Genomic DNA, 13,704 nt, shown 5'->3' with positions numbered 1-13,704 from the left:
TCTTTCCCGTAACATCCAGGCTGTTCTCTGGAGAGTTGGATAATAACTGTTCTGGACTAGATTTACAGATCAAAACACTATAAAAACAAGTAAAATTAGGAAAAATGAACGAAAAGCAATCCTGAAATCTGGAACGTCTGGACTCTGGACTCTGGAAAGCTTGTAATCAAAGAAACCTGGAATTGACTAAAGAGGAATCTGATATGAAATTTCCAATGAAAAGAACAGACCGTGACATGTATAGCTGGGATCCATTTGATGACATCAGAAAAATGCAGAACTATATGGAACATATGTTCAGGACTTTTCCTGCACTGGAAAGCCGGTTCGGAAACGAAGCTTTCTCTCCGTTAACTGATGTTATGGAAGAAGATGAGAAAGTAGTTGTGACAACCGACCTGCCCGGGGTTGACAGGGAAGATGTTGAACTCAATCTAAAGGATAACGTTCTGGTAATCAGTGCAGGGAAAGGAAACGAAGAAGAAGCTGAAAAAGAAGGTTACCTCAGAAAAGAACGGTCTTTCATGCGCTATTACCGTGAGATTCCTCTCCCCAACGGCGTAACTGAAGAAGGAGCAACTGCACAGCTCAAAAACGGAGTCTTAACTATCACTCTACCGAAAACAAAACCCGTAGCTGGAAAGAGAATCGAGATTGAATAAACCGGCACTCAGAATAAGAATACTCAATACCACATACCACGATACCACAATCCGAATAAACTGGATTTCAACTTGATTCCAGCCTGAAAAACTCTCACTCCATAAATCACCTGCGGACAGGCTCAGGAATTGGACTCTGAAAGCCTGCAGGCTGCCCGCAGTACTCTAAAAGCTGCGTAAGAATTCTAAAATGTTTAAGAAAGCCAGGGAACCGCAAGAGTTCTCATTCACCTGAAATATTTTCCTTAATGACCTCGCCACATGGTTCTTTTTCCTTGAAAATCTGCCCTTCGAAACAGGAGACTTCGGCTCCTTTGAGCCAGGCGTCAGGCAAAAGGCCGGCTTTCAGGCAGGTATGGCTCAGAAATTCAATAGAATCCATATTATACTCAGGGGCGACCTGAGGAAGCAAAAGACCCTGGCAATATCCCTGCTTTACAATAAGCCCATGCCTTCCGATTTCTATGTGCTCGGGAAGCTCTTCTGCAGGGGCATTAATCTTTTCGGGCTGGGTAAGAATTGTTACCTCAACAACTATTTTATCAAGCTCATCTTCTCTCACTGAAGGAAAACGCGGGTCCCGTGTTGCCGCAGAAATTGCAGAATCCATAATCGCATCCTCAAGTCTCGAATCCGGAAACGGATGTCCTATACAGCCCCTCAGAAGTCCGCTTTCAGTAAGTGTGACAAAAACTCCTCTTTTTTCTCCGAAAACCGGAGAAAGCTCAAAACCCAGTTCCTGAGGTTCCGGAAACTTTTCTTCCGATAGGAATAACTCGATCGTTTTCCTTGCAAGTTTGACTGCAGTCCTGCCTTCAACGTCTGTAAGCATATTTGAACCAACACCTCAATTTATTTTGAATTTTTGCCTGTAACTATTAACCAGCATTATATTACTACCGGCATTATCAGTACTATCAGTGAGTGTTACCAGCATTACCAGTACTAACAGTGAGTGTTACCGGCATTACCAGTACTGGCTGTAAATGCCAGATATGCATCTACCTAAGGTTAGTATGATAATATTTACGTGGAAGCTAGTATAACAGTATGTTTATCGGTGCTGGTAAAAGTATATTTCCGGGATTTTACTTTTAAGAAGCCGGAAAATGAAAAGGGTTTTTTAAAAAGAAAAGCCAGGGAGTTTGATAGAAGAGAACTCACAGAAGGAAACTCCCTAATAGAATACTTATTTTCACAGATGTTATAACCTGCAGGAAACAGAACAATTAGATTTTCTTAGCTTCCTCATATATCTTAGCTGCAGCCTTCAGAGCCTCTACACCAGGAAGCTTTACTCCAGAGAGATAATCAATTAGTGCCCCACCACCTGTACTGATGTGAGAGAAACGGTGTGCAAGCCCAAGATGCTCGACTTCTGCCGAAATATGCCCACCGCCAATAATTGAAAACTCGGATTTAATAGCAGCTTTTATAATCTCGTGCGTTCCAAGGGCAAACTCGGCAACTTCGGAAATCCCTGCAGGACCGTTTAAGATAACAGTTTTTGCACTTTCGATTTCACTGGTAAAGTTCACGATGGTTTCAAGCCCAATGTCGTTTATGGGGAGAGAATCAGATTTAAGTTCAGAGACAGGTACTTCAACCCTCTTCTTATTGTCGTTTAAAGCCACGTCCCTGGGAAGGCCAACTTTATCTTTGAATTTTGCAAGTATACCTTTTGCTTTTTCAATCTGGTCTTCATAGCCCTGGGATTTGATGAAGTCCAGATTTACTTTCCCTATATCTATACCAGATGCCGCAAGTGCCACATTTGCGACTACTCCGGTCAGGAGTACACGGTCAGCCCCTCCATTTGCAAGCACATTTTCCGCCACATGGAGCGAATCATCAACTTTTGCTCCTCCTAGCACGAAAATTGTTGGCCGTTCCCCTCCTTTGATCCCTCGGTTCAGAGATGTGAGCTCCTTTTCCATGACCCTCCCGGCTCCGGTAGGGAGAACCTCAGTAAATCCAACTACGGAAAGTTGAGACCTGTGAGATACGGCAAAGGCATCATTAAGGAAGATATCCACAAAAGGTGCCAGTTTTTTAACCGGATAGGTTTTTGCCTGTTCTGCTGGAGTTCTTTCAAGGCTTTCTTCGGAATAGAACCTTACATTTTCGAGCAGGATGACATCTCCATTTTCCATAGAAGCAATTCTGGTCTTTGCGTAAGTTCCGAAGATATCATCTACATAGAGAACCTGCTTTCCCAGATATTTGGACATCAGGTTGGCATGAGGCTTCATTGTAGTAAAGTCTTTTTTCCCGGGCCTGCTCTGGTGTGCAAGCAAAACAACTTTTGCGTCCTCAAGATCCTTCAAGGTGGCAATATGGCTTCGGATCCGCATATCGTCCAGAATATTACCCTGTGGATCCATAGGGGAGTTCAGGTCAACCCTTACAAGAATTGTCTTTCCGTGTGTGTCAAAATCATCGATTGTGAGAAAGTCTCTAGAAGTCATACCTCAGCGCACCTTTGTGAATGAGATTTTTTATATATATAGTGAAGAATAAAATTTAACAGCAAATTTCAGAGAATTTTTTATCATTGAATAGTGGTTATGTTTGTCATGGAATTTTTTCCATAAATAAGTTTGTTTGTATGCAGGTCTCGTGAGATGGATTACGAATTTTATATAAAAGCCAGAATCATAAACTGGCCACAATTCAATAATATATCGGGCTACATAAAAAAATATTAAAGGAGGTACAAGGCGACGACATATGAAAAGGATAACCATAGAGATTTTGAGGACCGAATCAGAACGATGGTGGAAGCCGGATACGAAACTGTTTCAAGGGAGATAATTAAATGCACCCGATGCCCACTCCACAAAAGTGCAATCAAAAGAGTCATAGGAAAAGGTTCCTGTAACCCGAAAGTTTTCTTCATAGGAGAAGCCCCCGGAAAAAACGAAAACGAAACCGGGATTCCATTCTACGGCAGGGCAGGAAAAAAACTGGATAAAATGATCGAGTACATGGGGCTTTCCGAAGAAGACTGGATGGTAACAAATACGGTCAAATGCCACCCCCCTGAAAACCGAAGACCCAGTACAAACGAGATCGAGTGCTGTAAGCCCTTCTTGCTTTCTCAGATAATCCTGCTTAGCCCGAAAATCATAATTCTTCTTGGTAATACAGCCGAGAAGTCCTTTTGCCCCGGAAAAAAACTCGAATGGGGAGTCCCTGTGGAACACGAGGGAAGAACAATCCTGAAACTTTACCATCCCGCAGCCCTGATTTACACCTCTTCAAAAAAAGAGATCCAGCGTGCTTTCATTGACAAAAACCGTGAGCTATGGAGTTGAACATCCCGGATGAAAGTCAAGCCTTTGCAAAAAAAGTAAAAAACTTACCCGCCCGAAAATTGCCAATTAGGAGATCTTTACTTCAAGAATCCTGCAATAAAGCTTTGCTACGTCTGTTTTACCTTCAAAAATCAGAATAACACGGTGTGAAACGGTCTGTGAATCGATATATCGATTCACAAATTATAAATATCGAGATTTTTACTCTATTATTGGGGTTTGTGTGGAGGTCAGGAACAAGAATTTGAATAAAAAATCGACATCTAATGTCGTAAATTTAAGATTTCAATATCCAATTCCGTAGCATTTAAGATTCAAATCTTGTGCCGTAACATCTAATATTCAAATATCTGAATGTCAAAGCATCTATATTCCAAAATGAAATTCTGAACACAGGTGCCTTAACGCCTTACACTAAACTCGCCGATATATGGACGAAATTAGTTGTATTATGTAGTTTGCTAGGGAAAATATTATTTGGGAGGGTATCATGGCCATGGTGAAAATGTCTCCTGATATAGTTTCGTGTTCTGATGACAAAGGAAACCTTGAAATTCAGATCGATCTGCCTGGAGTAAAGAAAGAGAACATCGAATTAAAGATGGTTGAAGAAGGCTTTTTCGTAAGAGCGAAAAGAGAAGAGACCGGAGTCGAGTACGCCGGGACTTATGCATTCTGCTGCGCGGTTGTCCCTCAAAAAGCGGTCGCCAGATATTGTGATGGAAAGCTGTTTGTCATAGTGCCTTACAGAGAGAGTTCAGAGACTGTAGACATTGAAATTCAGTAAGAGACTGTAAACGTTGAAATCCAGTAAGAAACTGTAAACGTTGAAATTCAGTAAATGAGACTGTAGACATTGAAATCCAGTAAAAGAGACTGAAACTTGAAATCCAGTAAAAAAGACTGTAGACATTGAAATTCAGTGAAAAGGCGAAATAACAAAATCGTTATTGATAGAGTATTCGCGCTGCAAATTTAACTTTTAACCTAGATTCGGCAGGTCGACATTTCATTTTCTATAATTTTACTTATGTCGATTTTGAAATGATGATCCCTTGTTGTATGTAGTAATTAGGTTTACATATGATCCAAACATAATATTTCATGCTGAACTTTGATAGAAAAAAGATTTAGTGTTTATATATGTCGTTGGAGTTAAGCCACACGTTAACCAGCTTTAACTCTATTAGATAACTATCAAATGTTGAAAAACGATACAAGAAAAATATTCAAATTCCTTATGTCGACCTGCCGAAAGTAGGTTTTAATCTGGAAAGAATACTGTGGAGGGAGAAAATGCACCCAGTAATCGACTATAAAAAGTGTACCGGAGCTCTTGCCTGCTACGAAGTTTGTCCTGCAGACGTTTTTGATATCGAGGAAATTGATCAAGTAAAAAAGGCAGTTGTAGCCCGCCCGGAAAATTGTATAGAGTGTAATCAGTGCGTGGAAGCCTGCCCGGAAGATGCCATCGAACTTGTTGAAGATTAAATTGAAAAATTCTCCTCGTAATTCTTTGGGACTAAACCTCAGCGGGTTATTTATAAATATGTAAATATTTTAATGCCATGAGGCTCAAGACTGATTGAAAAGCAAGAGAGAAAAATAAAGTCCTCCTTGCTTAGAATTGCCGGGTTAAATCAAGATGTGGCAACATAATCGCGTCATTACTTCATCTTTCTGACAAATGCAACTGCACCCAGTAATGCTACAAGTACCCAAATAGAGCTTAGAAAAGGAATTGATGCTTGAGTAGGGACAGATTCTCTTTTCTGCTTACCCGCTGTCCCTCCGTTTGCTGTCATCCCGGTATCATTTGTCTGGTTCTCGGTTTGCTTTATAGGGTTCAAGAAAGAAGTACCATTTAATCCAATAGTAGAACTGGATTTTATTACCGGACCAATTGCCACAGCAGTAGGGGATCTTCCTACGGGCACCGTAATATTAACGTTGTTTGTGGCTGTGTCAATTACAGAAGTAGTATTGCTCCCATAGTTCATTACATAAACCTTATTTCCATCTGGGGTGACTGCAACTTCGTAAGGATAATTTCCGACACTCACTCTATCTATAACCTCGTTTTTAGTTGTGTCAATAACATCAACAGCGCCTGTATGTGAAGTTGCATCAATATTACTTTTACCTGAATATCTACCAGGTATATCTATTGCTACGTATGCTCTCGTTCCATTCGGGCTGACTGCAATTCCATGTGGCAAGCTTCCAATATTTACTGTCGCTGTAACATTATTTGTTGCCGTGTCAATTACAGAAACAGTACCTTTGTAGTAAGGATAACTATTGGAATTAACCACATACACCTTTGTTCCATCCGGACTGACTGCAATTCCATGCGGATCTTTTTCCACATTTACTGTTGCTGTAACATTATTTGTTGCCGTGTCGATTACAGAAACATTACCCTGGTAGTCAGGGGGAATGCCGGAGTTCACAGCATATACCTTTTTTCCATCCGGGGAGACTGCAATTTTGTAAGGCAAGTTTCCGACTTTTACTGTGGCTGTAACATTGTTTGTTACCGTGTCAATTACAGAGATAGTGTTGCTTGCAGTGTTTGCAACATACGCCTTTGTTCCATCTGGAGTGAATGCAACTCCTAAGGGGTAGCTTCCTACGTATATTGTGTCTATTACCTTATTCTTGGCTGCGTCAATTACAGAGACGTTATTGCTCATGCAGTTTGTCACATATACTCTTGTTCCGTCCGGACTAACTGCAGTCCCTGAGGGCTCGTTTCCCACATTCACCGTAGCTGTAACAGTATCTGTAGCAGTGTCAATTACAGAAACATTGTTACTCTCTAAGTTTGCAATATATGCAAATGGTGATGCACCTGCGATACCCATCAGTATTAAAACCGTAAGTGCCGCTATTCTAAAAGCTTTTAAAATGTTACATCTTCTGCATACTTTGTTAGATATTGCAATAGATGAGAGTGAAAACGAAAAAGTGGAAATCGGTATTACTGATATAACTTTACTTTTCATCTATTTTCCCCGATCAGCATTTGTCTAATGACAGTGACGTGTTTTGGCATTAAAAATTAATTAATATAATTTAATTGCTACAGTTTAATTATTATAAATTATTATAATTTAATTATTATAAAGTAGTTATTATAGTTTAATTAACATACATACAGTCTTCTGCTATAACCTAAGTCCCACTTTTTTAAGCGCATAAACATCTCAAGATATCGAATTATGCTAATTTTTTAAGCATATAAACTTCAGGCTCTAACTTTAGAATCAAATTTTAGAATCAAATCCTCTAACTATTAGGCTTGTGAAATTCGATTTAGATCTTGAAACCTGGGAACTCAGGCTGTAACTCTTTATGATGTTTCCCAGTGTATCGATTCCAAAACACCTTCACGGATTTGAAATTTCAAATTTATTCATTAACAATGAATTTTTTCAATGATGGACTAGTTCTGGAATCGATACATTAATTCGTTTTTAAGGTGGGTAATTTTTGTTTTTAGGGTGGGTAATGTTTGTTTTTAAGGTGGTTGGTGCAGGTAGTTAGCTATTTGATATTTTTCCGAAAACAAGGCTTCCCATGTTAGATTTATTTACTCCACTAACGATTTTCTCAAGTGTGAATCCTCCGATTTTATCCCCAATTTTGAGGGTTCTGGCATTTGAATAGTCAATCAGCCAGATCCCGTCAATCTGGACAACACTGGTGTTTCCACGTTGATAGACGTTACTAATATGTACTTTCAGGACAGGGACATTGTCTTCACCTTGAATTTTGTCAAGGTAGCAAGTCCAATTTTCACCAGTTGAAAGGATAGTATCATCTACATATTTTCCATTTTTATCGAATTCAAGCCAAACCTTCTTACCGGCAACGTCAACCTGCCTGGCCTTGATACTGTAACCCTGGCCGAGACCAAGTTTACTGCCGTCCTTCAGGGTGAATTTGTCACCGCTGTCAAGGACAAGCCGGGCAAGTTTGTCAACATGACATTTCCAGATTGGGTCGTAATCGGCAATTAGTGGAACATTCTTCTCTCCAAACAAATCAATTACTGGGTATCGTTCGTTAGACCAGCTACTGCATTTATAGCTGGTACTGGCAACATTACAGCTTACAGGAGATTCCGTAGCATTTTTAAAAATAAGGCTCCCCAGGTTAGACGAATTTGTTCCATTGATGATTTGCTGAAGTGTTAACCCTCCGATTTCATCTCCAATGTTAAGGGTTCTGGCGTTTGAATAGTCAATTAGCCAGATACCATCGATAAAAACGATGCAGTTCTCCACACCTACGAATAACTGTTTGACGTGGACTTTCATGACAACAATATTATTTTCACCCTGAACATTGTCAAGAGTAACAGTCCATGTCTTGTTTTCATCATCAGTATTAACGGAGAGATTTTTATCAGCTATGTGTTGTCCGTCTTTAGTGAACTCTAGCCAGACTTTCTCACTATCAATGTCGATCTGTTTGACTTTAAGAGCGTAACCATTTCCAAAGTCAACTTTTTCACCGTTTTTGAGAGTGTAAGTCTCATTACTATCAACCATTAACCTTGCAAGCTTGTCAACACGTGATTGCCAGATTGAACCATTATTGGCTAGCAAGGGAACATTCTTCTCTCCAAACAAATCAATTACTGGGTATCGTTCATTAGACCAGCTACTGCATTTATAGCTGGCACTGACAACATTACAGCTTACAGGAGATTTCTTAGCATTTTTGAAAATAAGGCTCCCTAGGTTAGTCGAATTTGTTCCATTGATGATTTTCTGAAGTGTGAACCCTCCGATTTCATCTCCAATGTTAAGGGTTCTGGCATTTGCATAGTCAATTAGCCAGATCCCGTCAATCCGAACGATATTGTCTACTGCCCCCGCAAATAGCTGATTGACATAAACTTTCATGACAACAATATTGTTTTCACCCTGAACATTATCAAGGGTAACATTCCATGTCTTGTTGCTATCAGTAGTAGTTGAAACGTTTTGATCAGCAATATATTTGCCATCCCTGGTAAATTCAAGCCAGACCTTCTCATTGTCAATGTCAATCTGCTTGACTTCAAGAGCATATCCCTGACCAAGGTCGAGCTTTTCGCCATCTTTGAGGGTATAAGTTGCGTTACTGTCAAGAATCAACCTGGCAAGCTTGTTAACATGTGCATTCCATATATTACAGTGGTTAACAAGCAATGGAACATTTTTCTCCCCAAATAAATTAATTACTGGATATTGTTCGTTAGACCAGGTACTGCATTTATAATGGGTGCCGACAACATTACAAATATTATCTTTATTGCAATTATTGTCTGTTGCACCTCCGGTGTTTACTGCTATTGAAATTAGTAGAGTAAGAGCAACCAGTGCAATTACTTTATGTTTTTTCATTTTACTGTTCCTCCTTGTTCCTGCTACTTACAGGTTGTTAAGCCGTCCTCTGGGCTTTAATTCGTCCAGGGCGAGTTAACTATACTCCGTTTTTTAGTAGTTTGTTGGATCTTCAAAATCTAGCATAGTTTCCACTAATCGTTGACCGTTATCGATCAAAAACCAGGAAAACAACATAAAGTCTTTCGACAAGACCCAAATTTTATTGCTAGACCGATAAAAACATGAATTAAGGAAATTAGGCTCTGTAGAAATCTTCTTGGCGTGGGTGGAGTAGTCTTTAAACCTGCAACTCAAGATGTGGGCTGGATTTTCGATAATTGAAGATGATCCATTTCTGTCTGTTTGAAGAGGATTTCTACAAAGCTGGAAATTGTTTGTTGATTTTTTTCTTTAGACTGTGGTATTTGATGCTTTTGTAGAGCCGGGTTCTTCTTCATCGAAATTTGCTTGTGATAAAATTCAAAAAGTCCAAATCCCATGTAATAGATGGGCCTGTACTCTTGTTAGTGGACACAACCGTTTTCTCTTCGGAGGTAGGTGAAGAATCAACAGCTTGAGTTTTCTTGAAAGCAAGACTTCCTGGGTTAGATGAGTTTGTCCCGCTAACTATTTTTTCAAGCGTGGATTCCCCGATTTTATCCCCAATTTTAAGGGTTCTGGCATTTGCATAATCAATTAGCCATATCCCGCCAATCTGGACAATACTGTCGTTTCCGTCCTGATAGACTTTGCTAACATAGACTTTCAGGACAGGAATATTGTCTTCGCCTTGAATATTGTCACGTAAACAAGTCCAATAATGCTCATTGGGATAAGTTAAAGCGATAGTGTCATCTACATATTTTCCATCTTTATCGAATTCAATCCAAGCCCTCTCTCCATCAACGTCGATCTCCTTGACCTGGAGACTGTAGCCCTGGCCGAAATCGATTTTTTCACCGGTCTTCAGGAGGTGTTTCTTATCGCTATCAAGAACGAGTTTAGCAATCTTATCAACATGACATTCCCAGATTGGGTCGTTATAAGGTTTCCGTGATTTGTCGCTATTGGCAAGCAACGGAAAATACGTCTCTCCAAATAAATTGATAGTTGGGTATTGATTAGACCAGCTTTCACATGTATAATCAGTACCAACAACATTATAACTTATAGAAGATCCCGTAGCATTTTTAAAAACAAGGCTCCCCTGGTTAGAGATATTCGTGCCACCGATTATTTTTTCAAGTGTCAATCCTCCTATTTTATCCCCGATTTCAAGGTTTATGACATCTGAATAATCAATAAGCCAGATTCCGTCAATCGTAACACAACTATATTGAAGGATATTATCTTCTACCAGTCCGCCTACACTGTCAACATGAACTCTCATGACAATAACGTTGTTTTCGCCCTGAACGTTGTCAAGAGTAAGATTCCATGTTGTATTCTTGTCATCATTGAGTGTAACTATTCGGTCATCAACATATTTTCCGTCCTTTGTGACCTCGAGCCAGGCTTGACTATTGGGAATACTGATCTGCTTTGCTTCCAGAGCGTAGCCCTGGCCGAGCTCGATTGTTTCACCGTCTTTGAGAACTTGATGTTCATTACTGTCAATAATCAACTTGGCAAGCTTGGTAACATGTGAATCCCAGATACTTCCATTAGTGGTAAACAGCGGAACATATTTATCTCCAAATAAGTCGATTACTGGATACTGTTCATTAGATACCCATTTATAACTGGTACTGACAACATTACAAACATCGGTTATATTGCTTACATTGTCTTCTGTACTTGCAATGTCTTCTGTATTTGCTATGTCTTCTGTATTTGCAGTGTCTTCTGTATTTGCAGTGTCTTCTGTATTTGCTATGTCTGCTGCTACATTAGACCAGCTGTTGCATTTATAATTAGTACCGACAACATTACAACTTATAGAAGATCCCGTATTATTTTCAAAAACAAGGCTTCCCATGTTAGAGGTATTTACTCCGCTGACAATATCCTCAAGAGTAGATTCTCCGATTTTATCTCCTACCTTGAGAGTTGTAGCATTTGTGTAGTCAATAAGCCAGATTCCGTCAATCTGAACGATATTGTCTACTGCACCCACAAATATATTCTTGACATGAACTTTCATGGCAACAACATTATTTTCACCCTGAACATTGTCAAGGGTGACAGTCCATGTATTGTTGCCATCAGTATTGGCTGGGACTATTTGATCAGCAATATATTTTCCATCCTTACTGAACTCAAACCATATTTCCTCATTGTCAATATTGATCTGTTTAGCTTCAAGAGCGTATCCGTTGCCAAGATCGAGTTTTTCACCGCCTTGGAGGAGGGTGTAAGTATTATTATCATCAAGAAGCAACTTGGCAAGCTTGGTAACATGTGAATCCCAGATACTTCCATTGGTGGTAAACAGTGGGACCTCTTTTTCTCCAAATAAATCGATTACTGGATATTGTCCGTTAGACCAACTCTCGCTTTTATAATCGGTTTCGGCGATATCACAAACGCTGGTTATGTTGCTAGCATTGTCTGCTGCATTTGCAGTGTCGGCAGCAACTGAAATTAGGATAGCAAAAGTAGCCACCAAAAATACTGTATATTTCTTCATTAAGTTGTTTCCTCCTTGTTTTAGTATTTTTTTGGACATTCCAAACCTAGTAAAGTTCCCCTAGCAAAGTTTCCGCTAATATTTGACGTTATTAATCAACAGCTCGTAGACTGTATAAATTTGAAATATTTGTGAAATTTATTCATCCTGAAATTATTTCGATTCAAAACTTATTACATTAAATTCGTATCTTTACAACCCAAATAAATTATTAATAAAAAGAGGAGGCATTCACTGTCCCACCTCCCTTGAGTATCACCAATGCTTTCTCTGCAGAATTCCTGACGTATTTATACTCGTCTTTGTCAGTACTGACCCGACTCAAACATTTGATGGCTTCTGGTCCCCCCAGTATCCCAAGAGCTTGAACTTCAGTAATTCTGACATCCGACTCTCTTTCGGTCTCAAGGGCCTTAATAATAGGCTCAACAGCTTTCCTATCGCCAAGTTTTCCAAGTGCGCTTGCAGCACTTTTTCTTACTTCATAATTTTCATCCACAAGTAAGGAAATTATAGGGTCGACTGCCCTTGTGTCCCCAACTTCCATAAGGGAATAAACAATTTCCATTCTTATATGCCAGTTTTCATTTCCAAGAGCGTCAATAAGAGCGTCTGCAGCCTCAGGATCTTTATATCTCGCCAGGGAATAGATAGCAGTCTCGCAGAGAGTAGAATCTTTAGACTGAATGATCTCTGCAAGGAGTGGAATCGCTTTTTTGCTCTCAATAAGTCCAAGAGAACCAGCAGCAGCTGCCTGTACCTCTACTTTTCTGTCTCCGAGGGCATTAATTAAGGGCTCTTCGGTCTGGGCAATTTCCTCAGACTCATTAAAATGACCCAAAGCGTAAGCAGTTTCTCTACGTACTTCTGGAACCTGGTCATTCAGCATCCGAATCATAATAGGGACAGCAGCAGGATCCTGAATATGCTCATATACAGATACGGCGTTGGTCCGGATTGTAGGATTTTTGTTTTCCAGCAGTTTAATAAGTTTTCCGAACACGTATTCACCTTTCATAAGGCCAAGACTGGAAGCTGCATAACTCCCAATTTCCTTATCACTTAATAGGTCCAGGAGGGTGTCAACTGCTCGCGGATCTCCTATTTCTCCAAGGGCAAACACAGCCTCAGAGCGTATATCCGAATTGCCGGTATAACGCATATCCGAATCGCCATCATAGCTTATACTGGCATCATCGCGTTTCAGAACCTCACAAAGAGGTTCAGTAGCCCTGGGATCTTTCAACATTCCAAGTGAAATTACCGTATAACGAACGACCTCTCCGTCTTCGTCCTTCAAAAGCTCGATAAGAGGCTCAACAGCTTCAGTTGCTTGAAGTTCACCAAGTGAAAAAGCTGAATTCATACGAACCTCCGGAACCGGGTCCTTCAGAGCTTCTATTAAAGAGTTTGTAGCTTTTTTGTCACCTATTATTCCAAGATCCTGGGCAGCAAGGCTTCGAACCTGTGAATTATCGTCTTTTAAAGCTTTTATAAGAGGATCTACTGCAGGTTCCCCAATCTCACAAAGTTCATTAGCTGAGACCGAACTGACTCTCTCGTCCTCGTCTCCTAGACCCTGAACCAGTGAATTCACATGGGCCTCGACCGGGTCCTTCTCAAGACAGCCAGCACAGTTTCCGAAAAGCAAAAGCATAAGAACCAAAAGTTTTGCGCTTTTGCAACTGAAAAGCTCATCTCTTTTTATCATGTGC

General features: G+C 40.1%; 10 protein-coding genes. 4 read left to right on the top strand and 6 right to left on the bottom strand.

The genetic code is table 11. From position 1 onward, the window contains the following. Positions 1-215 precede the first annotated feature (215 nt). Positions 216-662, top strand: a complete 447-nt coding sequence (locus tag MSKOL_RS14130) for an Hsp20/alpha crystallin family protein (RefSeq protein ID WP_231592254.1) — start codon at positions 216-218, stop codon at positions 660-662. A gap of 223 nt (positions 663-885) precedes the next feature. Here the strand turns inward: MSKOL_RS14130 and MSKOL_RS14125 are convergent, their stop codons facing one another. Together MSKOL_RS14125 and MSKOL_RS14120 are read right to left on the bottom strand one after the other, a co-directional pair. Beyond that, a complete protein-coding gene (locus MSKOL_RS14125) occupies positions 886-1,494 on the bottom strand; it encodes a TIGR00296 family protein (RefSeq protein WP_048157229.1) in 609 nt (202 codons plus the stop codon). Positions 1,495-1,891: 397 nt separating this feature from the next. Then, complete coding sequence (locus tag MSKOL_RS14120) at positions 1,892-3,130, bottom strand: phosphoglycerate kinase (RefSeq protein ID WP_048157227.1); 1,239 nt, start codon at positions 3,128-3,130, stop codon at positions 1,892-1,894. 306 nt (positions 3,131-3,436) lie between these two features. Here MSKOL_RS14120 and MSKOL_RS14115 point away from each other — a divergent pair, with 306 nt between their 5' ends. From MSKOL_RS14115 to MSKOL_RS14105, 3 genes are all read left to right on the top strand, one after another. Further along, a complete protein-coding gene (locus MSKOL_RS14115; protein ID WP_048121929.1) occupies positions 3,437-3,979 on the top strand; it encodes a uracil-DNA glycosylase in 543 nt (180 codons plus the stop codon). Between the two features lie 490 nt (positions 3,980-4,469). Next, positions 4,470-4,766, top strand: a complete 297-nt coding sequence (locus tag MSKOL_RS14110) for an Hsp20/alpha crystallin family protein (protein ID WP_048121927.1) — start codon at positions 4,470-4,472, stop codon at positions 4,764-4,766. Positions 4,767-5,275: 509 nt separating this feature from the next. Then, complete coding sequence (locus MSKOL_RS14105; protein ID WP_048121925.1) at positions 5,276-5,470, top strand: ferredoxin family protein; 195 nt, start codon at positions 5,276-5,278, stop codon at positions 5,468-5,470. A 176-nt stretch (positions 5,471-5,646) separates the two neighbouring features. On the opposite strand, the gene MSKOL_RS14100 is transcribed toward MSKOL_RS14105, so the two are convergent. The 4 genes from MSKOL_RS14100 to MSKOL_RS14080 all read right to left on the bottom strand — a co-directional run bounded on the left by MSKOL_RS14100 (position 5,647) and on the right by MSKOL_RS14080 (position 13,700). After that, positions 5,647-6,987 (bottom strand): beta-propeller fold lactonase family protein, encoded by a 1,341-nt coding sequence (locus tag MSKOL_RS14100; RefSeq protein WP_082091144.1) that lies wholly within the window; start codon positions 6,985-6,987, stop codon positions 5,647-5,649. 537 nt (positions 6,988-7,524) lie between these two features. Next, entirely contained in the window at positions 7,525-9,378 is a 1,854-nt protein-coding gene (locus tag MSKOL_RS14095) for an S-layer protein domain-containing protein (RefSeq protein WP_052725517.1), read from the bottom strand. A 436-nt stretch (positions 9,379-9,814) separates the two neighbouring features. Further along, positions 9,815-11,989 (bottom strand): S-layer protein domain-containing protein, encoded by a 2,175-nt coding sequence (locus MSKOL_RS19465; protein WP_197078771.1) that lies wholly within the window; start codon positions 11,987-11,989, stop codon positions 9,815-9,817. Between the two features lie 211 nt (positions 11,990-12,200). Next, entirely contained in the window at positions 12,201-13,700 is a 1,500-nt protein-coding gene (locus MSKOL_RS14080; RefSeq protein WP_048158382.1) for a HEAT repeat domain-containing protein, read from the bottom strand. Between the last annotated feature and the right edge of the window lie 4 nt (positions 13,701-13,704).

Origin of the sequence: Methanosarcina sp. Kolksee, from assembly GCF_000969945.1 — an archaeon.
GTDB lineage: Archaea > Halobacteriota > Methanosarcinia > Methanosarcinales > Methanosarcinaceae > Methanosarcina > Methanosarcina vacuolata.
Note: the sequence above shows the minus strand (reverse complement) of the source record. Positions and strands in the feature narration are given on the sequence as shown.

Bases quoted from the DNA above. Each gene is read 5' to 3' on its own strand.
- MSKOL_RS14080 (WP_048158382.1), bottom strand. From the start codon at position 13,700: ATGATAAAAAGAGATGAGCTTTTCAGTTGCAAAAGCGCAAAACTTTTG.
- MSKOL_RS14120 (WP_048157227.1), bottom strand. From the start codon at position 3,130: ATGACTTCTAGAGACTTTCTCACAATCGATGATTTTGACACACACGGA.
- MSKOL_RS14095 (WP_052725517.1), bottom strand. From the start codon at position 9,378: ATGAAAAAACATAAAGTAATTGCACTGGTTGCTCTTACTCTACTAATT.
- MSKOL_RS19465 (WP_197078771.1), bottom strand. From the start codon at position 11,989: ATGAAGAAATATACAGTATTTTTGGTGGCTACTTTTGCTATCCTAATT.
- MSKOL_RS14125 (WP_048157229.1), bottom strand. From the start codon at position 1,494: ATGCTTACAGACGTTGAAGGCAGGACTGCAGTCAAACTTGCAAGGAAA.
- MSKOL_RS14130 (WP_231592254.1), top strand. From the start codon at position 216: ATGAAAAGAACAGACCGTGACATGTATAGCTGGGATCCATTTGATGAC.
- MSKOL_RS14105 (WP_048121925.1), top strand. From the start codon at position 5,276: ATGCACCCAGTAATCGACTATAAAAAGTGTACCGGAGCTCTTGCCTGC.
- MSKOL_RS14100 (WP_082091144.1), bottom strand. From the start codon at position 6,987: ATGAAAAGTAAAGTTATATCAGTAATACCGATTTCCACTTTTTCGTTT.
- MSKOL_RS14115 (WP_048121929.1), top strand. From the start codon at position 3,437: ATGGTGGAAGCCGGATACGAAACTGTTTCAAGGGAGATAATTAAATGC.
- MSKOL_RS14110 (WP_048121927.1), top strand. From the start codon at position 4,470: ATGGCCATGGTGAAAATGTCTCCTGATATAGTTTCGTGTTCTGATGAC.